Origin of the sequence: Embleya scabrispora DSM 41855 (genome assembly GCF_000372745.1) — a bacterium.
GTDB classification, from domain to species: domain Bacteria; phylum Actinomycetota; class Actinomycetes; order Streptomycetales; family Streptomycetaceae; genus Embleya; species Embleya scabrispora.
The window spans coordinates 133,869-157,902 of sequence record NZ_KB889563.1 but is presented as its reverse complement, the minus strand read 5'-3'; the positions used below and the strand labels follow the sequence as shown (position 1 = coordinate 157,902).

Genomic DNA, 24,034 nt, shown 5'->3' with positions numbered 1-24,034 from the left:
CCTGCCGAAGCCCGATTTCCAAGCATCCGGCCCCGCCGCGGGGACAACGGTTCCAAGGAGCGCGGCCGAGGCCCTCGATCGAGAGGCAATCCGAACCCATGCGCAGCACGGAACTCGGGCCCACCGCCCCGGCGGTCGGCGAACTGTCGCTGGGCGCCGCTCCCCTCGGCAACCTGTTCCACGCGATCAGCGACGAGGACGCGGCAGCCACCGTCGAAGCCGCCTGGGCCTGCGGGATCCGCAGCTTCGACACCGCCCCCCACTACGGTCTGGGCCTGTCGGAGCGTCGCCTCGGAGCGGCCCTGCGCACCCGGCCGCGTGACCAGTACACGCTCTCCACCAAGGTCGGTCGTCTGCTGCGCCCACTCACCGGACCGCACGCCGACGACCGGGCGAACGGCTTCGCCGTCCCGGCCACCCACGAGCGGGTGTGGGACTTCACCGCCCGCGGTATGCGCGTCGGCGTCGAGGAGAGCCTCACCCGCCTCGGTCTCGATCGGGTGGACATCGTCTACCTGCACGACCCCGACGACCATGAGCGGGAGGCTCTCGACTACGCCTACCCCGAGCTGGAGCGGATGCGCGCGGAGGGCACCGTGGGCGCGATCGGCGTCGGCATGAACCAGGCCGAGATGCCGGCGCGGTTCATCCGTGACACCGACGTGGATGTGGTCCTGTTGGCCGGCCGCTACTCGCTGCTCGATCAGAGCGGGCTGGCCTCGCTCCTGCCGCAGGCCGAGCGACGCGGGGTGTCCGTTGTGGTGGGCGGCGTGTTCAACTCGGGCCTGCTGGCCGATCCCAAGCCGGGCGCGACCTTCGACTATGCCCCCGCCTCCGCACGCATGTTGGAACGGGCCTTGGTGTTGCGGAATGTGTGCGAGGACTTCGCGGTCCCGCTGCGGGCAGCGGCACTGCAGTTCCCGCTCGGCCATCCGGCGGTCGCCGGTGTTGTGCTCGGGGCGCGTACCGCTGCCGAAGTGGTGGACGCCGCCGCGATGATGCGCCATCACATCCCCTCGGATATGTGGCTCACACTGCGTTCTCGGGGCCTGCTGCCCTGGAACGCGCCGGTACCCGACCGGCATCGGGACGAAGACGGCCGCTGACCCGGATCGTCGTGTCCCGTGCCGGAGCTACGGCCCCACTCGCTCGGAAGGCGCGGCAGACAGGCGGCAACAGGGAGGGCGGGCGCAGCTGCGCCCGCCCTCCCTGTTGCCGCCCGCGGCGACCACTCGCGAACTCGTCACCAGCCCGGTTGGTCGAAGCCGATGCCGGGGGCTGTCGGGGCGTGGACGAGCCCGTCGGCGCCGACGGCCGGCTCGCGTTGCACGGGGTTGGTGTAGACCAGGGATTCGTAGTAGGTGGTGTTGGGGATCGCCATGCACAGGTGGGCGTTGACCACGCCGCTGCCGTGCACTTCGGCTCGCAGTTGGTAGCTGTCGGCCAGGTGTGCGACGCGCAGGGCCCCGGTGATTCCGCCCTTGTACTGCGCGCTCGTCCTGACCCGGCCCGCCGCCCCGGCCGCGATGAAGTCGCCGACGTTCATGTGTGCGCCGTCGGAGGTCTCCGCGACCAGCAGCGGGACCTCGACCCGTTCGGCCAGCCGGCGGTAGGCGGTCACGCTGAACTCGCGCATCGGCTCCTCGTACCAGAGGTAACCGGCCTCGGACAGCACGTGACCGAGGTGGATCGAGTCGGCGAGGTCGAACCCGGCCGAGCCGTCGTACATGAGTGGGACGTCGTCGCCGACGTGCGCCCGCAGCTTCCGGCACAGGTCCGCATCCGCCCTCGGGTCGCCCCAGGCGTGGAGTTTGATGCCGACGTAGCCCAGTTCCAGGCACTGGGTGGCGATGTCCAGGTACTCCTCGACGCTGCCGAAGGTGACCGTGCTCGCGTAGGCGGGGATGGCCTCGCGGTAGGTGCCCAGCAGTCGGTGGACGGGTTGCCCGGTCGCCTTGCCGGCCAGGTCCCACAACGCCACGTCGACCAGACCGAGGGCATAGATCGGAAGCTCCTCGATGCGGTCCAGCTCCCACAGCCGTTGCCACAGCAGCTCGCGCATCATTGGATCGCGACCGATGAGGTCCTCGCGGATGCGTCGGGCGACCAGGTCGGCGACGATGACTCCGCGCCTCGTGTGCGCCTCGCCCACCAGGCCCTCGTCGGTGTGGACGCGCAGGATTCCGCCCACCACCGCCGGCTCCGAGCCCGGAAGGCCGGCGCGCCATCGGAAGGGCGGCTGAGCGGGCAGATCGACCAATTCCACAGTCACATCGATGATTCGCATGGATGTCCTTCACGGCTGGAGGCACGGGGATCCGGAGTGGATGTCGTCGCGGGGCCGGAGTTTCGCCCGGACGGCGTGGCCGAGGATGCGTAGGGCAGCGACCTTGTACCCGGGCGCGGAGCAATGCTCCGAGGGGGCAACGACACTTCCTCGGTTGCTCCCTGAGGCTGCCTGTCGGCACGTTCCGGCCCTGGCGGCCATCATATGTCTCGGATATATGATGTGACGCTGGATCAGTAAATCACATCAAAAATCTCGACGCCAGGTTCGATAATCCCGGACTCTTCCCCTTCACGGTCGGGCTTTTCCGACCCGGACGTCGGTGCGGGGGAAGGGTCAGGCGACCGGCGGCGTCCCCTCCCACCTGCTACGGGGCTCCTGAAACGTCAGCGCGGTTCGATTTTGCTGGATCCGGCATGTATGCGATCCATCTCGCGCTGCGCCATGCACTGATGACCGCTCATCGGAAGGGCGCCAACCGTGATGAGACCAACTACCGGCCCAAATCACACGCTGCGACTACGACCCGCCGGTCGGCGAGGTGTGCAAGAGCCGACCGAGAGGCTCCACGCTTCCGTGCGGTGATCGGGTGGCACTTGCGGCCCTATCGGGTACGAGCACGCCCGCGCGACCCACCGCGACCCGCCGGGGATCGCTCCGCGGATGGTGGGCCCGAAATGGCGCGACGGCGTCGCGCAAGTCCGAACACCCGAGCACGGGTGCCTGATCAGGGGCGGCTGTCGTCGCTCGGTACGACGCGGCGCCAGATCTCCTGCTGGAATTGCCGGGCGGTCATGTCGATGTGTTCGGCCATCAGCGTCTCGGCGCGGCCGGTTTCTCCGCCGGCGATGGCTTCCGCGATGGCCTCGTGTTGTTCGGCGGCCACTTGAAGGGATCCGCCGGCGACCCCGGCCAGCCCGATGGCCATGACCTGCTGCTGCAGACGTCGCATCGCGTCGACGGTGGAGACGAAGAACATATTGGCGGCAGCGGCCGCGATGCCGGTGTGGAAGGCGTCGTCGGCGCGAGTGAAAGCATCGATGTCGCCCTGCTGTGCCGCATGCGTGGACTGCCGTGCGGCTTCGCGTATGGCCTTGACCTGTGCGGGAGTGGCCCGCTGCGCGGCCAGATTCGCGGCGGTGGTCTCCAGATGGCGGCGGAACTCGAAGAGTTCGTCGACCTGCCGAAGGTCCGCGGGCAGGAAGTTGGCGAGCGACTGTTGCCAGGAGGACTGCTCGGGCTCGGCCACGTAGATGCCGCGGCCCTTTTGCACGGACAGCCGCCCCAGGGCCGAGAGGATCTTCACCGCCTCGCGGACCACGGTCCGGCTCATCCGCACCTCGTCGGCCAGATCCTTCTCCGTGGGCAGCCGGTCACCGGGCCGAAGCCCCGCCTGGACGACGTACTCGAGGATCAGTTCCGCTGCGACCTCGTAGCCGGGGCGGTATCCCCGCGCCGTGCCCGTCGCCTGCGTGGGCGCAGAGGTCTTCTCTGAGTGGGTCAACGACTCTCTCTCGCTTCCCTCTTGTGGCCGCCGGTCTGCTGACCACACCTCGACGTCGACTTATGTTTCACATATATCATACGCTTCGTAATCAGTGAATCACATTCAGATCCCAAGTGCCAGGATCAGGCGGCCCGAAGAGCCTCTCGTCCCGATCGCACCGCACCCCCTGACCGTGACTACGCGATACCGCCCCTGGGTCGCGACTGGACAACCACTCCCGAAACCCTCGCGATCCGCGCACGAGGCCCGGGGAAGCCGGCGAGGTTCCACCTTGAGGGTCGATATGTATCTGATTTATCGCCTTCCCATCGTAGCGCGGATGGGATGTCTCCATGTACATTCGGCACAGCAGCAGGGCGTCTCCCAGTCCAGCTTGCCCATGAGGTCCGCGATGGGGACCAACAACCAAGCCGCGCAGCGCGGTGGCGAGCCATCGCCTCCGCTCGGCACCGCCCTTGTGCCGCCGATGGCCCCTCCAGCCGGGTTCCAAGGCAGCCCTTCTCCGGCTGTCCGATGTGACCGCCGGGTCGCCATGGCCTCCACCCATGGCCCCCACGTCGGTGAGCGTGGCCCGCATGCCGCCCGAGTGGCACTTCATCCAGGGCACCACCTTGGCCGGCGGCAACCGCAACTCCCCGAAATCCCACGAAAGGACAGCGCGTTGGACGACATCAGGCTCGGCGTCATCGGGTTGGGCGCTCGTAGTGATCTGGTCGGGTTGGCTCATCGGCCCGGTTCGGGATCCGTGGTGGTCGCGGTGTGTGATCGTGATTCGCGGGTGCTTGGGGTTGCCGGGGAACGTTTCGGTGCCGGGGTGAAAACCTCTCCGGATCACCGCGAGTTGCTGGATGCCGGGCTCGACGGCGTGTTCGTGCTGACTCCGGATCACACGCACGAGCGGATCGGTCTGGACTTCCTCGCGGCGCGTGTTCCGGTGTTTCTGGACAAGCCGATGGCGATCACCACCGAGGGGTGTGATCGGTTGCTGGGGGCGGCCCGGGAGCATCGGACGCCGCTGTATGTAGGTCACAACATGCGGCACATGCCGGTCGTGGTGGCCATGCGCGAGTTGATCGCGGGCGGGGCTGTGGGTGAGGTGAAGGCGGTCTGGTGTCGGCACTTCGTGGGTAATGGTGGGGACTGGTATTTCAAGGACTGGCACGCCGACCGGCGCAACACCACCGGTCTGCTGTTGCAGAAGGGGGCCCATGATCTGGACGTCGTCCACTGGCTGGCCGGCGGGTACACCCGGCGGGTGAACGCCATGGGCGCGCTGACGGTTTACGGCGGCATCACCTCGCGCCGCGACCGCACCGGGGAGCGGATGACCGAGTGGCTTTCGCAGGAGAACTGGCCGCCGCTGAGTCAGACCGGTCTGGCCCCGGTGATGGACGTGGAGGATTTGAGCATGATGCAGATGCGGTTGGACAACGGCGTTTTCGCCAGTTACCAGCAGTGCCACTACACCCCGGACACCTGGCGCAACTACACCGTGATCGGCACCGAGGGGCGACTGGAGAATTTCGGTGATTCCGAGGGGGCGGAGGTGCGGGTGTGGAACCGCCGTTCCGAGTACCGGGCGGAAGCGGACGTGGTGGTGCGCGTCCACACCCCGCCCGGCACGCACGGCGGCGCCGATCCCGCGTTGGTCGAGGAGTTCCTGGGGTTCGTCCGGGAGGGCGGGGCCACCGTCACCTCACCGGTGGCCGCCCGCGAGGCGGTGGCCGCCGGTTACGCGGCCACCATGTCGCTACGGAACGGAGGAAAGGCCATCGACGTCGCCCCCGTGGACCCGGACGTGGCCGCGTACTTCGCAGACGGTCGGATCCCAGCCCGCCGCCAGGGCATCGGTGACCCTGCCGTCGGTGCGTGCTCGGCGCACCCGCGGATGGGCCGGGCGAGCGCATCGGAAGCAAGCTCGCTGCCCGGAGGGGACCCGGGCCGGAGCGAAGAGCGCGATGACGAAAACTGATGCGGGCCGGCCGGCAGGGCACCTGCGGCGACGGAGTGGAGGGGATGATCGTTGACCCGCTCAGAGAAGGTCTCCGCGCCCACGAGCGCGGGGGGTGTCTACCGTCCCGGGTACGAGGTCGCGGCGGAACGCATCCTCGAGTACGTGGTCGGAACGGGACTTCAGCCCGGCGCGCGGCTGCCCACCGAGAAGGAGCTCGCGGACGAGGTGGGGATGAGCCGGACCGTGGTTCGGGAGGCGGTGAAGATTCTCTCCGCCCTGGGGCGGCTGTCCGTACGGAAAGGCCGTGGAATCCACGTGGCCGAGCCCGAGCAGCCCTCCTGGCAGAGGTCGCTGACCAATTTCCTCCCCGCGGACCTGCGGCAGGTGGACGAGCTGTTCGAGTTCCGTCGGCACCTGGAGACCAGCGCCGCCGGCCAGGCCGCGCGGCGAGCCACCCCGGCGCAGGTCAAGGCGGTGCGCGAGGCCGCGCGGCGGTCCACCCTGGCGGCGGAACAGGACGACGTCGACGGCTTCACCGCCGCGGACGAGGCGTTCCACGCCGGCATCGCGGACGCGGCGGCCAACATGTTCTTCGCCTCCACCGTCGACGCGGTGCGGCGCCTGCAGCGCCAGGTCATGGTGATCGGACTGGCCGGGGTCGCGGGCGGGTCGCTGCTGGTGGCCGCGGCGCAGCACGAGGCGATCGCCGCGGCCATCGCGTCCGGCGAGCCGAGCAGCGCCGAGGGCCTGATGGCCGAGCACATCTGCATGACCGCCCGGCAGTTCCAACGGGAGATCTGGCGTCATGTCCTACCGGGCGGCGACACCGAATCCTGAACTCGGGCGTCCAGTCACGAAGGGCATCCCGTGCGGCCGATCGGGATTCCATGGTGGACATGCCGCGCGGGTTGCGCGCTCGTACCCTGAACGTGATGCCCGCGGACGTTCATGTCCGCAGGGAGTCGGCTCGCCCGGTACGCAGTGTTCGAGATTTCTCCGGCGGCCGGTGGAGTGGCGGGAGGTTTCCGATGAGCGGGCGCTGGACCGCGCGTCTGGCCCTGGCGGCGGGCGCGGCGGCGCTTGTGGTGCTGGTGATCTTCGGCGGGCTCGCAAGCCTCGTGCTCATGGCGGTGAGCTGGGCAGGACTGGCGCTTACGGCGGCCGGCGTGTGGTGGATGCTCACCCACACCGGCTGGATCAGGGCGCTGGCCGCGCTGCTGGTGGTCGGCGCGCCGCTGGGTGTCCTGCTTCTGTACACGAATGCCGGGCTGCTGTGGGTCGTGCTGGTCTCGGTCGGCCTCTGGGCGCTGGCCGTTACCGCGGGCAGGTCCGCACTTGTCGAAGACGCCTCGCCACGCATGCCGGAGCGCTCGGTCCGTCGGGCCGAGCGACCGTTCCTGATCATGAATCCGCTCTCGGGCGGCGGAAAGGTCGAGAAGTTCCACCTCGTGGAGCGAGCCAGAGCTCTCGGTGCCGAGGTCGTCGTGCTGGATCCGACCCGGCGCCAGGATGTGGCCGATCTGGCGCGGCGGGCGGTCCGGGGCGGAGCCGACCTGCTCGGCGTCGCGGGTGGTGACGGTACACAGGCATCGGTCGCCGCTGTGGCCGCGGAGCACGACATTCCCTTCATGGTAATCAGCGCCGGCACCCGAAACCACTTCGCCATGGACCTGGGCCTGGATCGGCAGGACCCCGCCCGATGTCTGGAGGCACTGACCGACGGCGTCGAACTGCGCGTCGACCTCGGCTACCTCCGTGTGGGAGAGCCCGCGGACCGGAACGCGGAACAAGTCTTCATCAACAACGCCTCGTTCGGCGTGTACGCGGAAATCGTGCAGAGTCCCGCCTATCGCGATGACAAGGCCCGTACGATCCTGGAGATGCTGCCGGATCTGCTGACTCACCACAGCGGCGCGCGGCTGAGTGCCCATGCCGGTTCGCGAACCATGGACGGTCCCCAGGCCGTACTGGTGAGCAACAACCCCTACGAGGGGGGCGATTCGGCCGGACTGGGGCGCCGAAAGCGACTGGACTCGGGCGAGTTGGGGGTGCTGTGTGTCCGGGTCGGAAACGCCGCCGAAGCGTCGGAGCTCCTGCTGCGTGGTGGGCGGAGCCGCGGGCTGACCGCGGCCACCGCCCGAGAGGTCGTCGTCGACGCCGACGTTCCCCTCATCCCGGTCGGTGTCGACGGCGAGGCCCTGACGCTGCCCACCCCGGTGCGCTGTCGCCTCTTGGCCGGCGCTCTGCGCGTGCGCGTGCCCCGGGACCGCCCGGGCGTGCCGCACGGCGCTCCGCCGATGGACTGGCACCGTGTGCGGCGTCTGGCGCTGACGATGGGGCGGGTCGCGGCGGGACGCGGTACGACAGGACGCGGCGCCGCCTGAGGCAACGCCTCGGGTCGGTCCGGCGGGCGTAGGGCGTGCGATACGGGCGAGGCGATGCCCGGGTCCGTGGCCCGGTGGCCACCGGATTTCCCGGTCACTGTTCGTTGGCAGGGGGAGGAGCCGCGGCGTCGGGTTCGGGCGGGGCAGGTTGCTCGGCGGTGGTCGGGGGCGTCCACTCCGCTCCGGTGCGCAGGCGGAAGGCGGCGACGGCGGCCTCCACGGTGGGGAAGAAGTGCCGGGGGTCGATGGTGCGGGTGAGCCCGTACCGTTCGATCTTGCCTCGCACGGGGTCTTTCAGCTCGGCGAACACCAGGTGTATGTGGTTCGCGTTGAGCGTCACGTCGAGTTCCTCCAGGATGTCGGCGGCGGTGGTGTCCACGTCGGTGATCGCCTCCGCCGCGACCACGATCCAGCTCGCCCGCGGGTCGGCGCCGGCCAGACGCCTGATCTCGTCACGGAAAGCCTTCGCGTTGGCGAAGACGAGCGGGGCGTCGAAACGGTAGATCACCAGGCCGGGCAGCTGCCCGGCCTGCGGGTAGGAGCGGACGTCGTGGAAGCCCTCCAGGCCCGGTACCCGCCCCAGGACGGTGTTGTACGGCCACCAGGTGCGCCGGAAGACGTTGAGGACGGACAGGGCCACGGCGATGCCGATCCCGGGCAACACGCCGAGTACGGCCACGCCGACGAAGGCCGCGAGGCACAGCATGAACTCCGTCCGGCGCTGCCGCCACAGCCGTACTGCCCCCGGGATGTCGGCCAGGGAGAGCGACGCGGTGATGACCACGGCGGCGAGGGCCGGCTGGGGGAGGTCGCGGAACAGGCCCGGAGCCAGCACGAGCATGAGGACGATGAGCGCCGCTCCGACGACCCCGGTGAGCTGACTTCTGGCCCCGGCGCGCTCCGCCACCGCCGTACGGGATCCACTCGTGCTGACCGGGAAGCCCTGGAAGAGACCGGCCGCCAGGTTCGCGACACCGACCCCCGCCATCTCCTGGTTGCCGCGCACCTCCCGGCCCGTGCGGGCGGCGAAGGCGGACGCGTTGGAGATCGTGTCGGCCAGGGACACCAGGGCGATGCCCAGCGCTCCGCCGAACAGCGGGGCGAGGTCGGCGAGCGGCACCGTGGGCACGGTGAACGGCGGGAAGCCCTCGGGGAGTTCTCCGACCAGGCCGACGCCGTGCTCGCCCAGGTCGAAGACGGCTGCCGCGGCGATCGCCAGGACCACCATCACGAGCACCGCGGGGACCTTCGGCAGGAAGCGCTGCAGCAGCAGGATCAGGACAATCCCGCAGCCGCCGACCGCGGCGGCGGCCGGCACCACCGCCCCGTCGGCCAGGTGCCGGACCAGGCCGACACACTCGCCGATCAGATTGTCCGCCTCGACCTCGAACCCGAGCAGCTTGGGCAGCTGACCGATCAGAATGGTCAGGGCCAGGCCGTTCATGTAGCCGATCATCGTGGGTTTGGAGATCAGATCGGCGATGAAACCGAGCTTCGCCACCGAGGCCAGGATCATGATGGCCGCCACCATGAGCGCGAGTGTCGACGCCAGAGCGACCGCCCGCTCGGGATCCCCGTCGGCCGCCACCAGGGGCAGCACGGTGGCGGCGATCATCGGGCCCAGCGAGGAATCCGGGCCCAGCACCAGGATCCGGGACGGCCCGCACACCGCGTACCCGAGCAGGCACAGGATCGTCGTGTACAGGCCGGTGATCGGCGGTAGGCCCGCCAGCTCGGCGTACGCCATGCCCTGCGGCACCAGCAGCGTGGTCAAAACGATGCCCGCGACCAGGTCCTTGACCAGCCACTCGCGCCGGTAGGACGACACCGCACGGATCCCGGGAACAGCCCGCAACCGGGAGAGCAGTGCGTTGCTCGTGTGCCGGGTGGTCACCTACCGTCCTTCCCTCCTGCGCCGCTGCTCCCGGTCCGGCCCGACCGGTGTCGACGCATCAGGCGCCTCTCGCCCGGCGGGCCAGGAGCTTGCCCAGTTCCCACAGGAGGAGAAGCGCGACTGCGGCCAGCAGCGCCCAGCCGAACTCCCGCGCGTTGATCCGCGTTGTCCCGAGGATGCGACGGAAGCCGTCCAGTTGGGTCGCCGACACCGCGAGCACGAACTGGGCCAGTGCCACCCAGTTCATCTGCCTGCTGTCGAAGGTGGACGTCGCCAGCACCGAGTCCGTCTCGCTGCGACACTCGAACGCGGCCACGATCAGACACAGAGCGAAGGCGGTGAACGCGATCGACCGACCTGTTTCGACGCTGTCGAAGTGGGCCTGACCGAGCTTGATCAGCCCGAGCAGGAAGACGGTGATCGCCAGCCCGCCGATTCCGACCGTGACCAGTACGGGCCGGGTGAGCACCGACTCTCCTCGTGGACGCGGCCTGCGCCGCATGAGCCCGGGACTCTCCCGGTCGAAGCCGAGCGCGAAGCCGAACGAGGCGTTGACGACGAAGTGGATCCACAGCACCTGCGGCGGGGTGAAGGGCTCACCGGCGGCGATGTCGAAGACGGTGGCCCCGAGAAAGGTCAGCACGAAAGTGACCAGCAGGAGCAGGACGAAGCGGATGTACTTGGTGAGGTTGTCGTAGATTCGCCGGCCCTGCTCCACCGCGTAGACGATGGTGGCGAATTTGTCGTCGGAGAGGATCATGCGGCCGGCGTTCTTGGCCACGTCCGTGCCGCTGCCCATGGCGATGCCGATGTCGGCGGCCTTGATGGCGGGCGCGTCGTTGACGCCGTCCCCGGTCATCGCCACGACGTCGCCCTTCTTCTTGAGCGTGTCGGCGAGCAACACCTTGTGCTCCGGTGCGACCCGCCCCACCACACCGATGCCGTCGATGCGGGCGAGTTGCTCATCCTCGCTCATGGCGGCGAAATCGGCGCCGAGGACCGCCTCACCGGGGATGCCGAGTTGCCGGGCGATCGCCGCACCGGTGGTGACGTCGTCACCGGTCACCATGCGGACCCGGATATGCCCGGCCTGGGCACCGGCCACGGCGGCCTTGGCGTCCTCGCGGGGCGGATCGACCATGCCGACGAGACTGGTCATTCGCAGCTCGGTGACGTACCCGAGCAGGTCGCCGTCCGGATCGAAATCGGCCCGGTCCAGATCACGGGTGGCCGCGGCCATCACACGGCGCCCCTCGCCGCCCATCCGCTCGGTCTGCGCCTCGGCGCGCGCGACCAGTTCGGCGTCCCACGCGATGGTCTCGCCCGCCGCGAGCGCGGTGGCGGCCCGCGCCACCACTGCGGGTACCGCGCCTTTGACGAAGCATCGCACGATCTGCCGTCCGGAGGCGTCGACGGCTGCGTTGAAGGTGGCCATCAGCTTGTAATCCGGGTCGAAAGGCAGCGTGGCGAGCCGGGGCAGACCCTCTCTCGTGGCGTCGATGTCGAGCCCGGCCTTGTGCGCGAGCACCAGCAGCGCGCCCTCGGTGGGATCGCCCACCACCTCGCCGTCCACCAGCTTCGCGTCGCCGGCCACCACGTACGGCAGGATCGCGTCCTCGATGCCCGCGGAGGAACCCGCGGCATGGTGGATCTTCCCGTCGAGCCCGTAGCCCGTGCCCGAGACGGTGTACCGGTCGGTCGGACTCACGACTTCGACGACGGTCATCTGATTCATCGTCAAGGTGCCGGTCTTGTCCGAGTTGATCGCCGACGTGAACGCCAGGGTCTCGACCGACGGCAGTTCCTTGACGATGGCGTTCCGCTTCGCCAGGTTGAGGCTGCCGACGGACAGGATCGCCTGGGTCACGGTCGGCAGGGCCTCGGGGATGGCGGCGATCGCCAGCGAGATCGCACTGACGAACAGGACGTCCCAGGCTTGGTCCCGTTGCCGCCCCAAGGCGAACATCACGATCATGGTCAGGGCCGCCGCCCCCGTGATCCACAGCGTCAGGGTGTCGAGTTCCCTGGTGAGCGGCGGCACCTCCTTCTCGGTGGCCGACAGCATCCCGGAGATCTTGCCGACCTCGGTTTCGGCGCCGGTCGCGGTGACGACGAGGACGCCGCTGCCGTGGGTGACGGGGGTGTTCATGAACGCCATGTTGGTCTGATCGCCGGGTGCCGGTCGCAGGCCCCGCAGCGTGTCGGCGTCCTTCGTGGCGGGAACGCTCTCGCCGGTGAGGGTCGACTCGTCGACCTGCAGGGCACTGGCCTCGATGATGCGTCCGTCCGCCGCCACTTGGTCCCCGGCGGCGATGAGCACGATGTCGCCGACGACAAGCCGCTCGGCGGGGATCTCGGCTTCCGTCCCGTCCCTGCGCACCCGCGCCGTCGCCTTCATCATCGACTGCAGCGCGTTCATCGCGCTCTCGGCCTTGCCCTCCTGGCGTAGGCCCACGACCGCGTTCAGCAGGGTCAGCACGATCAGCAGGATCGCGGTGGTCCACTCCTGGATGAGCAGCGAGACGATTGCCGCGGCCACGAGGACGATCTGCATGTAACTGCGGTACTGCTTCAGGAACCGGTGCCAGGCCGGAGCCCGCTTCTCCTCGGGCAGCGAGTTCGGGCCCTGCGCGGTCAGGATTTCCGCGGCTCGTGCCGCGGAGAGACCGGCCGCCGGATCGACGCCGAACTCCGCTGCGACCTCTTCGGGAGCGCGCGCGTACCAGCCGTCCCCCGAAGCGGGCTGTTCTCCGATGGGATTCGAACGCACCGTCATCGTTTCGCCTCCGATCCGTGGCCGCGGACGGTCCGGCCCGGTCGCGCACCGCTCCGACAGGTCCTGGCCGTAGCCCCGCTTCCGTCCTAGCCGCGCTTCTTCTTCGGCCGGTGCTTTCGCCCGGTGGCCCGGGCGGCCGACGGATGCCGCTCGGCGTACGGATCCGCCGACGCCCCGGCAGGGGCCTCTCGCTCCAGGTCCCGTTTGGTGACGAGCAGGTCCTTTCGCGCCTCTTCCCCCACATCGGGGTACTGAGGATCGATGTCGATCAGGGTGTGCGCGAGGATCGCCGCCGCGCAGATCCGCCCGAACCACTTCCGGTCCGCCGGCACGACGTACCACGGCGCCCACTTCGTACTCGTGGCCGACAACATTTCGGAGAACGCGTGCTGGTAGTCGTCCCACCGCCGCCGCTCCCGGACGTCAGCCGCGGAGAACTTCCAGTTCTTCTCGGGCAGGTCGATCCGCTTCAGGAAGCGGATGCGCTGCTCCTCCTCGGACAGGTTCAGGAAGATCTTCACCACCTTGAACCCGTTGTCCGTGAGGTAACGCTCCCAGCGGTTGATCTCCCGATAGCGCCGGTCCCACAGATCCCGACCCGACGCGTTCCCCGGCAGCTTCTGGCGGAGGAGGTTCTCGGGGTGGACTCGCACGACGAGAACCTCCTCGTAGTGCGAGCGATTGAAGATGGCGATCTCGCCGCGCGTGGGCAGCCGCCGAACGTAGCGCCACAGATAGTCGTGGTCGAGTTCCTCGGCGGAGGGCACCTTGAAGCTGCTGACCCGTACGCCTTGGGGATTGACGCCGCTCATCACGTGGCGGATCGTCCCGTCCTTGCCTGCGGAGTCGAGTGCCTGGAGACAGAGCAGTACCCCGTACGTGTCCTGGGCGGCCAGCCGCTCCTGGTACTCGGCCAGCAACGACACCCCGGTCCGCAGCAACTCGATCCCGTCCCGCTTCTTCAGACCGGCTTTGTAGCGAGGATCGAAGTCCCGCTCCAGGCGCACCTTGGACCCGGGTTTCACCCGTAGTGGCTCGATGAATCCTGCGATGCGTTCGGCTCTCTCGTCCGACATCACCTATCAGTCCTTCGTTGGTCCGGGGTGAGCACGGCGCCTTTCGGGGCCGGGGTGGTGAGAGATCGATCCTCACCGCTTCCGGAGTCGGGGGAGTCTCCACCGGCCTGCACCACGCGCGCGGGCGGCCTCCGGCCCCGGGTCGGCCGCGGTCGCCCCGCCGTCGATGGCCGGACCCGGAGCGGCGCGGCAGGCGGCGCCTAGCACCTTCCGGGACCGGCGTTCGACCAGGATCGGGATGTAGGTTCTGATCCTGGCCTGCCGGAACGAGTCGTACGCCGTGCTGACCGTCGTTTCGACCGTGACCGCGTCGACCGAGGGGTACGCAGCCCTGAGCCGCGCCACCATGACCCGGATCGACACCGGTTCGTCATGGGAGCCGGGTGACGGGAGGTTCGGCGGGCCGGCGGGATCGGCGCGCTCCATCGGCCCGTGGTAGCGACTCGAGCCCTCGACGGGAAGGCATGCACAGACCGGAGGATTCCGCTCGTCGATAGTCATGGCCACACCGATTCCCATATCCCACGATGGTGAGACCGCAGAACCACACATGTCCCGCCGCGGCCGCGGCAGGATCCCTCACGATCATTGTCTGCTCGCTTGGACAAGGTCGCTTCCCGAGGCCGGGGTGGGAGCCGTCGAAGGTCATCGCCGGCGGAAGATCGTCGAGGCGTTCGGTGCCGCCGGTGGCTCGATCGGCGTGGTGGTGCACGGGGCGCCGGGCGGGGGCGCGTAGATTGCGGCGAGGCGGCCGAGGGCGGTGTCGAGATCGGCCAACTGCGGTGCTGAACAACGGAGTTCGGCGGGCAGGGGATGATACGGAGCGCCTGGTCGGCGGCCGATCGCGCGGCGGACCGCGACGACGTTGGCGGCCACCGCGGCGCGAGCGGAAGCGTGGTCGAGGACTGCGGCGGGACGCTCGGCCACCCGGTGTACGGGAGCCGTGCACGCGCGCAGGGCGTCGATGACCGCGGCCGGACGCGGACCCCCGCGGCGATGCCGGACCAGCCGGTGGTGAGCGCGCAGCGCGGGTTCGAGATCGCGCAGCCCGGCCACGGCGGCGTCGAAGCGGTGCAGCGGGTGCTCGGCGGCCGAGACCGCCGAAGTCGCCGCGCCTCGGTCGTCGGGCAGGCCGCCCAGCAGGTCGGTCAGTGCGGCCAGGGCGTCGGCGACCCGGCGGCGCAACACGTCCGCGGTGCGGATCGGCAGGATCAGCCACGCGGCGGCGACCCCGAACGCGGCGCCGAGCAGGATCGCGGCGAGCCGCTCGGGTAGCAACTCGGTCGCCGGTTGGCCGAACCAGCCGTAGAGCAGGGAGAGCACGGCGGTCACACACGCGGCCCAATAGGCGTAGTTGGCCGAGCGCAGCCAGGTGCCGAGCGCGAGCAGGGCGAAGATGACCGGCACCGCGCGGGGGTCGTGCGTGCCGAAGGTGTCCGCGAGCATGGCGGCAAGCACGGTGCCCGCCGCGGCGCCGAGGGTGCGCAGGACGCCCTTGAGCAGCGCGTCGCCCCGTCCACGTGCTCCGCCGCAGACGATGTACGTGGTCAGCACAGCCCAGGACCAGTGCTCGGGCCACAGGAGTCGGCCGCATGCGAACGCGGCGCCGAGGGCGACGCCGGTCTGGATGGCCATGCGCGTACTCGCGGACAGCCGCCGCGCGGCGCCGGTCGCCGGGACCGGGCGTGGGGTCGGGCGCGGCCTTGGGCGCGGACCGGGCTGCGGCCGGCTCGGCGCGGCGACCGGGTGTTGTGAGTCGGTGTGTTCCGCGTCGACGCGCTTCGTTCGGACGCGCTTCGAGCGGAAGTGCTGTGTGTGGAGGTGCTGTGTGTGGAGGTGCTTCGCGCGGAGGTGCTTCGCGCAGAGGTGCACCGTGCCGACCCAGGCGCCCACGATCAGCGCGTCGAGACCGAGCCACAGGGTGTGCGCGAGAGGCGGGGCCGGCCCGTCACCGGTCGGCACCACCAGGCTTGCCACGAGCGGGAGTGCCGAGACGGTGCCGGCGGCGGCGATTCGGGGGCCGAACCGGCGGAGTTCGATCGTCGCGGCCATCGCGCCGGCGAACAGGGCGCCGCCGAGCGCGGGATGCCGGGGGATCAGTTCGGCGATCCAGGTCGCCGCCATGGCTGCCGGCGGCATCACGACGCACGCGAGCAGGCGGTCCCCCGGGGCCGCGTCGCGCTGTGCGCGGGCCAGGGTCAGCGCGAGCACCACCGCCGTGACGACGACGTCCACCCGCAGGTGCGCGCCGCGTTCGAGAAGCAGGGCCGAGCCGTACGCGCCGAGTACGGAGATCATCGCGACGACGGTCGGACGTAGTGAGTCCATGCCTCTAGATGCTAAGTGATAGCGTAGGAATATGACCAGTGCGATGGATCGGGAATCGGCACCCTGCGGGTCCGACGGGACGGTGTCCCGGGATGAGGCGGCGGAGCTTCGCCGCGCGGTCACCCGGATTGCGGGCCGGATGCGGGCAAGCCGCTCCGCCGGGGCGTTGAGCAGCAACAAGGTCGGCGTGCTCGCCCGGCTGCTGCGCGACGGGCCCAGCACGCCGGGCGCGCTGGCCGCCGCCGAGCGCCAACAACCCCAGTCCCTCACCCGGGTGTTCGCCGAGCTGGAACGCGCCGGTCTGGTCGGTCGCTCGCGCGACGAGCGGGACGGCCGGCAGTCCGTGCTGACCCTCACCCCCGCCGGCCGGACGGCGCTGCTGCACGACGCGGCCGAGCGTGACGCGTGGCTGGCGACGGCGATGGAATCGCTCACCGAGACCGAGCGCGGGCTCCTCGGGCTCGCCGCCGACCTGATGCGAAAGATGGCCGACGACGGACCAGGTAGTACGTAGTGTCTTACTGAATTTCCCCACCCGGCTTCGGAGTTCCCGGCGAAGCCCGGACGCCATTCTCGGTACAGCGCCGGAAGGGGCGAGGGGTGTCCCGCGAGCCCGCCCCGCGAGGCGGGTCGGCTGCGGTCGGTTCACCGAGAGGGCCAGACCGGTGCTCACGAAGGAGTGCCGCGTGATCTTCCACGACCGCGCGGGTGGAGCGTGCGGTCCGATTTCCGCCGGCAGCGCGGTGTCTTCCTCTACAAGGTGGCCTGAGCGGCGCGCCGGCCGGCCCGAAGGTCGACCGCCTTCCACGTCCCTCATGTCCCTCACCGCCCGAGCGAGGAATTCATGCATGTCAGCATCGAACCCCGAGTCCTCTACTTCGGCACGCCCGTGGTGCTTGTGAGCACGAGCAACGAGGACGGCTCCGCGAACCTGGCGCCGATGTCCTCCGCCTGGTGGGTGGGGCAGTCGTGCATGTTGGGTCTGGACGAGTCCTCGAAGACCACGGAAAACCTGATCGCAAGCGGCGAGTGTGTGCTCAATCTCGCCTCGTCCGCCCTCGTCGGCGCGGTCGACCGGTTGGCTCTGCTCACCGGTACGCGAGTGGTCCCCGACCACAAACTGCGGAAGGGCTATCGGTTCGAACGCCACAAGTTCGGCGCGGCCGGATTGTCCGAGACGGCGTCCGAGGTGGTTCGTCCGCCGCGGGTGCAGGAGTGCCCCGTTCAACTGGAGGCCGTCGTCGACCGGGTCCATGCGTTCGGGGAGAAGGACTCCGGGGTCGTGGCCGTGGACGTACGCGTGGTGCGGGTCCATGTCGAGGAAAGTCTTCTGGTGCCCGGCAGTCGTCGCCACATCGACGCCGACCGGTGGGATCCGCTGATCATGAAGTTCTGCGAGTTCTACGGAGACGGCCGGAATCTGCATCCCTCCAAGCTGGCCCCGGCCTGGGGGATCCTCGGCCCCACCGGCGCGATGACCGGCTGAACTCGGGCCGCGGCGGCAACGCACGGTCCAGGCGAAATCCGGCAGGCCGTCGTGCGCCGACCCATCGCGGACACAGGCCCCCACCGTACGGGGCGTTCATCACACCGCGATGTCCCGGCGCCCGAGGGTTGCTCCGCGGCGCCGCCGACGCGCCGGCACGCCGCATCCGATGGACGCAAGGGCGCGCCGGCGGCGGCGCGCGCCCCCGTGGTGCGTTCGCGCGCCCGCCGTCTGCCGAACGTCGCAACGCCGGAGTCTCGGCAGGGTAGGCCAGGGTCGATACACCAACCATTTCGTCGGAAGGTGTTGTCCGTGCCTGCCACCGCGCCATGGGACCACTCGGTCTCCGGATACTCCCTCGCCCACGCGTACCGGCTCGCCCACGCGGCCCGCGCCGCCTACAAGACGCCAGGTCAGGCCGAACAGCTCTCCCGCGACTGGGGCTTCGACCGATTCCGGCACCTCTCCTCCCCGCACACGATGCCGTTCCCGATCGACGACACGCAGGCATACATCGCCGCCTCCGACCGCATGGTGCTGGTCGCGTTCCGCGGCACCGAGCCGGCGCAGATCCGCGACTGGCTGTCCGACGCCAACACCCCGCCCGTGCCCGGCCCCGCGGGGAAGGGTTTCGTGCACTACGGGTTCCACCGCGCGCACGACGTCGTCCACGCCGACGTCCGCGACACCGTCGCGGAGTTCAAGGACAACGGGCAGAGCGTGTGGTTCACCGGACACAGCCTCGGCGGCGCCCTGGCCATGTTGTCCGGGGCGCGGATGCACTTCGAGGCGCCGAACCTGGTCCCGGACGGCGTCTACACCTACGGCCAGCCGCGCACCTGCGACCGGATGCTGGCCACCGCGTACGACACCGCGCTCAAGGGCCGCACATTCCGGTTCGTCAACAACAACGACATCGTTCCCCAGGTCCCGCCCGCCCCGATGTTCCACCACGTCGACGCCGTCCGGTACTTCGACGCGAGCGGCAGGCTCCACGACCGCATGCCGGCCCTCGGCACGCTCGCCGACAAGGTCAAGGGCGCCACCGCCGACCCGTTCGCCCCCGCGTCGGACGGGGTCCGCGACCACTTCATCGACAACTACATCGGCGTCCTGGAGAAGAACCTCGGCTGAGCAGGCCCCCACACAGGAGCAGAACCGCATGGCCTCTCGACTTGGTCCCGAACGGGCGTTCGGGCTATCACTCGCCGGGTGCCTGTCGGGTTACCTGCGAGCGGCGGTTGCGTGAAGGGAATCGATCGCGCTTCGTCGTGACATGGCCCATCGGCGAACTCTCGCCGTCCCGGCGGCGAACTCTCCGCTCGCACGGCGCAATTCCACCCCGGCGGAAATAGCCTCCGCCGCATGAAATGGATACGTATGGCGGCCAGGACAGGTCTTGTGCTGCTCGTCTTCGGTTTGTGTTTCGGGGTGCAGTCCGCATCGGCGCACGTGTCGCCACAACATGCCGAACTCGTCGTCTCGACCAAGGACGGAGTCACCAGCGGGCGGCTGATCGTCCACCGCGACCTGGTGTCCCCGGACCGGGCCGGTGCCTGGGCGGCGCGCCTGCTGACCGCCGGCTGCCCGGCGAGCGGATCGGGCGTAGCCGGCGACAGCGGCGGAGTGCCCGGCGGTGTCGTGGTCGAACTGGCGTGGGGCTGCCGCGTCGACAAGTTGGACCTGGCCGCGCTGCTGAAGCAGGGCGGACTGACCCAGGTGGTCACCGAGTTCGACGGTACGACGGTCGACGCGACCGCGGCGACGCCGATCGTCGACGCGGCGGGGCTCCACGCGGCTCCCACGGCTCCCTCGTTCCCGTGGCGCCCGCTGGTGGTGGGCGTGGCGCTCGCCGCCGCGATCGTGCTGCTCATCGTGCGTCTGGTGATCCGGTACCGCGCGACGCCGCCGCGTCCGGTCCGGACTTCCCGCCGACGCCGCGCGAGAATCGCCGTCGGCGGTGCCGCGATCATGGCCGGCTTGGCGCAGCAGGCAACCTCGGGAGTGGCGTTCGCCGCCGAGCAGTCGGTGACCGCCGACCCGGTGACCGTTCAGGGCACGGTGTTCGCCGACGGCAACGCCAATGGGGTGCGCGACAACGGCGAGACGCCCATGCCCGGCGTCGACGTCACCGACGGTGCGGTCTGGACGACCACCGGCGCCGACGGCTCGTACAGCCTGCCGGTGGACCTGTCGCGCCGGGAGACGGACCTCGTCAGCATCGTCTCGCCGAACGGGTACACGCCCACCCTGCGCAACGATTACGTCCCGGGGTTCTTCCGCAAGGTGCCCGACGGCACCGGACCGCGCACCGGTGTCGACTTCGCCCTGATGCCGGACAGGAACGCCGCGAATCCGACCGAGACGTGGGAGATGGTCTCCGATGTCGAGGTCAGCAACACCAAGGACGCGGCCGCGGCCACGACGTTGCCGCAGTGGACCGGTCAGGTCGAGGCGATGTCCGAGGTCGACGGCGCGACCCTGACCATCACGACGGGCGACCTGACGGTCACCGACTACGCCGATGAGCCCCGCCGTCAGGGCGGATACGACATCCTGCGCAAGGGACTGGTGGACGGGAAGCTGGGGCACCCGTTCTATCCGGTGGTGGGCAATCACGACGTCGGCGGCACCGCCACATCCAAGGGATACGGCGGCAGCCTGGAGTACTTCCGCAGGAACCTGGGCCCCGAGTGGTACAGCTTCGACCGCAACGGCCGGCACATCGTGGTACTCGAGAACAACTACGACTCCAGCGGCCTCGCACCGCAGTTGGCGTGGCTGCGCGAGGATCTCAAGCGCCACGCGGTGGGCAAGCAGGTGCTCGTCTTCGCGCATCGCTCCCTGTTCACCGTGTGGGGCCCCGGCGCCGGAATGCAGCCGACCGTCGACGAACTCGCCAAGTACGACGTGCGCATGTTCGCCGCCGGCCACAACCAGCAGGCCGAGTTCCGTCGCGGCGCCTTCGACCGGTCGGTCGAGATCAACAACCAGGGCACGTACGGTATCGACGGTGCGCGCCCGGACTACAAGGTCCTCGACTTCAAGGGGATCACCGACAACCCCGGCACCCCGGGGAACGAGGACACCGGCTATGTGATGGGCGTCCACCGCCAATTCACCATCGACGACGACGCCGCCCTGGTGAGCCCCGCGCAGGGCAGCGTGTACGGCACGGGTACCGCCATCCCGATCGAACTGTATGCCGAGGACGACGGCCGCACTCCGGCCACGGCCCGCCTCACCATCCGCGACACGCGCGGCAAGGTGCGGCAGGAGAGCCGATTGACGTTCGGAGGCAAGGTCCCCAAGACGGGCATCCGGAACTGCTACACACCCCCCGGGGGCGTACCGGAACCGTGTCCGGCGGCGCGGACTTCCTGGACCCGGGCAAGCGATGCGACCAAGCCTCTTCCGCCCGGCGCGTACACGGCGGAGATGACCGCGGTCGACACGAAGGGCAAGCCGTGGACCACGATCACGAACAGCTTCGAGGTGGTCCCCGGCGGCCGGTTGGAGAAGCCGAACACCGGCCGGGACTGGGTTCGTCAGGGCGGGGACGAAGCGGGGCGCTCCGCCAGTGCCGATGAACCGGGCACCGCGTTGGACCTGCGCTGGGCGGCCAATACCGGCGAGCAGTTCAACCTCAACGGATCGGTGGTGGTCGACGGCAAGGTGATCGTCTCGTCCCGGGCGTTCGACTCGCCGCACAGCATGATGCTCGCCTACGACATCACGTCCGGCCGCGAGATCTGGCGCACGTATCTGGACGGCGACGCGGAGTCCGCGCCGACGTTCCACGACGGGAAGGTCTACCTGACGACGGCGGTCGGCCGCGTCTACGCACTCGACGCGTCCGACGGGCGGGTCGTCTGGCAGGCGATCGAGAAGGAGGAGCAGCACGGGGACACGGTGCGCCGCTACGGCCGCGCCGGAGGCCCGGTCAGCGTCTTCGACCTGAAGAACGCGCAGCGAACGGTCGCCGTCTACCAGGACTGGGACAGGATCCAGTGCCGCGACGCCAAGAGCGGTGACCTGTTGGGAGGCTTCGGCGGAGCGACCAGCTGGGGCCAGTTCCACAGCACGGCGGTACGCGAGCCGGGCTCCGACACCGCCTACCTGCACACGGACTCCAGCACCACGTTGGTCGCCATGGACCTCGCGAGCTGCAGCAAGTTGTGGGTGCAAGGCACCGCCGGGGGGATCGACAGCCACTCCTCCCCGGTCCTCACCAACCCGGCGAACGGCAACCCGCAACTCGTGACGATGACCGCGAGCGGCGCCCGCGGGCACGACCCGAAGAACCAAGGCGCGGTCACCTGGCAGTCGAGTGTGGGCGGCGCCACTTCCTGCGAGCCCGGCACCGCTCCGGTGACCAGCCCCGCGGTCTGGGGCGGCATCGTGTACATCGCGAGTCGCGACGGCGTCGTCCGCGCGTACGACACCACGGCCGTCGACCCCGCCAAGCCGCTGTGGGAGACCCGCGTCGGCTACCTGCCCGGCGAGAGCCCGCAGGACGACAAATGGCGGGTCGCGATGGGATGCACCACCCCGGGAGCCGGTTCGCCGGCGATGCACGCCCTGGTGACCAAGTCCCTCGTGTACGCCGGCACCTGGGACGGTCGGCTGGTGGTCCTGGACCGCGTCACCGGCAAGCTGCTGACCGAGTACAACCTCGGTGCCGGGCTGGCTTCGGCGCCGTCCGTCAGCGGCGACTGGCTGTTCGCCCTGACCGAGGACGGGACGATCCACGCGCTGGCGGCCCGGCAGTTGCGCGGCCACACCGCCTGACACCCCACCGGTAGGCACATCCACGCTCCGCGGGTTGCCCTCCCCGGCAGGGGAGGGCAACCCGCGGAGCTCCGTCGATCGGAAGAAATTACCGTGAAACTCCTTACGGCGGCTCGCTCCCGAGCGTTCCGTCTCCTGCTCATGGGCATCCTGGCGGCAGCCGCGTCGGTCCTCGGGCTCGCGGGCGTGGCCGAGGCGCACCCCTTCGGCACCCCGCCGGTCGCCCGCATCGCGGCCGACGGCACGACCGTCGACGTCATCTGGTCGGCCGCGGCGGACGACCTGACCGTACTCGGCGAGGCGGCCAGGGCCGAGGCGATGTCCGAAGCGCAGTACCTGGGCGCGCACGTCAAGGTCATCCAAAACGGAGTGGCCTGCCGACTCGACGAGGCGAACACCCTGCGCCTGGCCGGCGACGGCGCCCGGCTGCGTTACGGCTGCCCCGAGCCGGTGAACACGGTCGCCCTGTCCATCACCGCGCTGTCGAACGTCGATTCGAGATACCGGACCATCTCCGTGACGCCGACGGGCGCCGGCGGGCTGCACACGGCGAGCGAGCCGACTCGTACGCTCGCCCTCGGCCCATCCGGCGCCGATCACTCCGTCGACGCGGGAGGACCGCAGGGGCCCTTCAGCGTCTGGACCACGGATCTGACCGTGCTACTGGACCACCGTGTCGCACTGCCCTTGGCGCTGCTCGTCGCCGCGCTCGTGGGCGCCTTCCACGCGTGCGCCCCGGGGCACGGGAAGACGCTTGCGGCGGGCTTTCTCATCGGCGGCCGGGGTCGGGCGCTACACGCGCTGTGGCTGGGCCTCATCGTGGCCGCGATGCACACCGTGTCCGTGGCCGCGCTCGCCGTCGGGTGGTGGCTCGCCGCCGAGAGTGCCCCGGACGTCGCGGCGCTGACCGGCTGGCTGCAATTGATCGCCGCGCTGGTCGTGGTCGCCGTGGGGGTGGACTTGCTACGGCGCCGGCGGTCGATCCACACACACGGACACAGCCACCACCACGGGGACGGGCATGACCATGGGCATGGACATGACGACGGGCATGGACATGACCACGGGCACAGTCATGTTGTCCCTACCGAATCGTTGCTGACCAGGCGTGGCCTCGTGCTGCTCGGCACATCCGGCGGCCTGCTGCCTTCCCCTTCGGCGTTCCTCGTGTTGCTCACCGGGCTGCTCACCGGTCGGTTCGGCATCGCCATCCTGATGGTGGCGGCCTTCGGGCTCGGGATGGCGTTGACCCTCGCGGGCGTCGGTCTGGCGGTGCTGCGAGGACGCGACGTGCTGCTGGCCCAGGCGTCCAAGTCGGCCGCCCTGCGGGCATGGACGCACCGACTGCCGATCGCCGGAGCGTCGGCCGTGGTGGTCGGTGGTGTCCTGGCATCCGTGATGGCCGCGGGGCAGGTCTGGTCGTGAGGGTTCGGGCGCGCCGGTGGAACGTGCGGGCCCCCGTGCGGGGGTGCACACCGGGCCGGGTGTCGTTCGAGGCTGTCCGCGCCTTCCGGACCGACCACGGCTCCTCGGGCAACTCGGGTGAGGTGA

Annotated in this window: 16 protein-coding genes; 9 read left to right on the top strand and 7 right to left on the bottom strand. The window is 69.9% G+C overall.

All coding sequences use genetic code 11. From position 1 onward, the window contains the following. Nucleotides 1-98 precede the first annotated feature (98 nt). Nucleotides 99-1,106: an aldo/keto reductase gene (locus A3IC_RS0104715; RefSeq protein WP_020548918.1), complete on the top strand. Its 1,008-nt coding sequence runs from the start codon at nucleotides 99-101 to the stop codon at nucleotides 1,104-1,106. Nucleotides 1,107-1,243: 137 nt separating this feature from the next. Here A3IC_RS0104715 and A3IC_RS0104710 read toward each other — a convergent pair whose 3' ends face one another. Together A3IC_RS0104710 and A3IC_RS0104705 are read right to left on the bottom strand one after the other, a co-directional pair. After that, nucleotides 1,244-2,287, bottom strand: a complete 1,044-nt coding sequence (locus tag A3IC_RS0104710; protein ID WP_026217888.1) for an enolase C-terminal domain-like protein — start codon at nucleotides 2,285-2,287, stop codon at nucleotides 1,244-1,246. Nucleotides 2,288-3,014: 727 nt separating this feature from the next. Then, nucleotides 3,015-3,791, bottom strand: coding sequence for a FadR/GntR family transcriptional regulator (locus A3IC_RS0104705; protein WP_020548915.1), 777 nt, complete (start codon nucleotides 3,789-3,791; stop codon nucleotides 3,015-3,017). A 664-nt stretch (nucleotides 3,792-4,455) separates the two neighbouring features. Between A3IC_RS0104705 and A3IC_RS52495 the strand changes: the two genes are divergently transcribed. The 3 genes from A3IC_RS52495 to A3IC_RS0104690 all read left to right on the top strand — a co-directional run bounded on the left by A3IC_RS52495 (nucleotide 4,456) and on the right by A3IC_RS0104690 (nucleotide 8,132). After that, complete coding sequence (locus A3IC_RS52495; RefSeq protein ID WP_079026250.1) at nucleotides 4,456-5,766, top strand: Gfo/Idh/MocA family protein; 1,311 nt, start codon at nucleotides 4,456-4,458, stop codon at nucleotides 5,764-5,766. 51 nt (nucleotides 5,767-5,817) lie between these two features. Continuing rightward, nucleotides 5,818-6,585, top strand: coding sequence for a FadR/GntR family transcriptional regulator (locus A3IC_RS0104695; RefSeq protein WP_020548913.1), 768 nt, complete (start codon nucleotides 5,818-5,820; stop codon nucleotides 6,583-6,585). A gap of 191 nt (nucleotides 6,586-6,776) precedes the next feature. Further along, nucleotides 6,777-8,132, top strand: coding sequence for a diacylglycerol/lipid kinase family protein (locus tag A3IC_RS0104690; RefSeq protein ID WP_020548912.1), 1,356 nt, complete (start codon nucleotides 6,777-6,779; stop codon nucleotides 8,130-8,132). Between the two features lie 94 nt (nucleotides 8,133-8,226). On the opposite strand, the gene A3IC_RS0104685 is transcribed toward A3IC_RS0104690, so the two are convergent. The 5 genes from A3IC_RS0104685 to A3IC_RS0104665 all read right to left on the bottom strand — a co-directional run bounded on the left by A3IC_RS0104685 (nucleotide 8,227) and on the right by A3IC_RS0104665 (nucleotide 16,206). Beyond that, nucleotides 8,227-10,026, bottom strand: coding sequence for a SulP family inorganic anion transporter (locus tag A3IC_RS0104685; protein ID WP_020548911.1), 1,800 nt, complete (start codon nucleotides 10,024-10,026; stop codon nucleotides 8,227-8,229). A 58-nt stretch (nucleotides 10,027-10,084) separates the two neighbouring features. Next, on the bottom strand, nucleotides 10,085-12,802 hold the full coding sequence (locus tag A3IC_RS0104680; protein WP_020548910.1) for a cation-translocating P-type ATPase: 2,718 nt from the start codon (nucleotides 12,800-12,802) through the stop codon (nucleotides 10,085-10,087). A gap of 86 nt (nucleotides 12,803-12,888) precedes the next feature. Then, nucleotides 12,889-13,878, bottom strand: a complete 990-nt coding sequence (locus tag A3IC_RS0104675) for a polyphosphate kinase 2 family protein (protein ID WP_020548909.1) — start codon at nucleotides 13,876-13,878, stop codon at nucleotides 12,889-12,891. Between the two features lie 72 nt (nucleotides 13,879-13,950). Beyond that, nucleotides 13,951-14,304, bottom strand: a complete 354-nt coding sequence (locus tag A3IC_RS73345; protein ID WP_020548908.1) for a three-helix bundle dimerization domain-containing protein — start codon at nucleotides 14,302-14,304, stop codon at nucleotides 13,951-13,953. 219 nt (nucleotides 14,305-14,523) lie between these two features. Continuing rightward, nucleotides 14,524-16,206 (bottom strand): FUSC family protein, encoded by a 1,683-nt coding sequence (locus A3IC_RS0104665; RefSeq protein WP_079026249.1) that lies wholly within the window; start codon nucleotides 16,204-16,206, stop codon nucleotides 14,524-14,526. A gap of 31 nt (nucleotides 16,207-16,237) precedes the next feature. Here A3IC_RS0104665 and A3IC_RS0104660 point away from each other — a divergent pair, with 31 nt between their 5' ends. From A3IC_RS0104660 to A3IC_RS0104640, 5 genes are all read left to right on the top strand, one after another. After that, nucleotides 16,238-16,720 (top strand): MarR family winged helix-turn-helix transcriptional regulator, encoded by a 483-nt coding sequence (locus A3IC_RS0104660; RefSeq protein ID WP_245599146.1) that lies wholly within the window; start codon nucleotides 16,238-16,240, stop codon nucleotides 16,718-16,720. A gap of 330 nt (nucleotides 16,721-17,050) precedes the next feature. Next, nucleotides 17,051-17,692, top strand: a complete 642-nt coding sequence (locus tag A3IC_RS0104655; protein WP_020548905.1) for a flavin reductase family protein — start codon at nucleotides 17,051-17,053, stop codon at nucleotides 17,690-17,692. Nucleotides 17,693-18,004: 312 nt separating this feature from the next. Next, nucleotides 18,005-18,826 (top strand): lipase family protein, encoded by an 822-nt coding sequence (locus tag A3IC_RS0104650; RefSeq protein ID WP_040876160.1) that lies wholly within the window; start codon nucleotides 18,005-18,007, stop codon nucleotides 18,824-18,826. Nucleotides 18,827-19,057: 231 nt separating this feature from the next. Next, on the top strand, nucleotides 19,058-22,483 hold the full coding sequence (locus A3IC_RS0104645) for an outer membrane protein assembly factor BamB family protein (protein WP_106668784.1): 3,426 nt from the start codon (nucleotides 19,058-19,060) through the stop codon (nucleotides 22,481-22,483). A gap of 93 nt (nucleotides 22,484-22,576) precedes the next feature. Further along, nucleotides 22,577-23,908: a hypothetical protein gene (locus A3IC_RS0104640; RefSeq protein ID WP_158695802.1), complete on the top strand. Its 1,332-nt coding sequence runs from the start codon at nucleotides 22,577-22,579 to the stop codon at nucleotides 23,906-23,908. Nucleotides 23,909-24,034 lie beyond the last annotated feature (126 nt).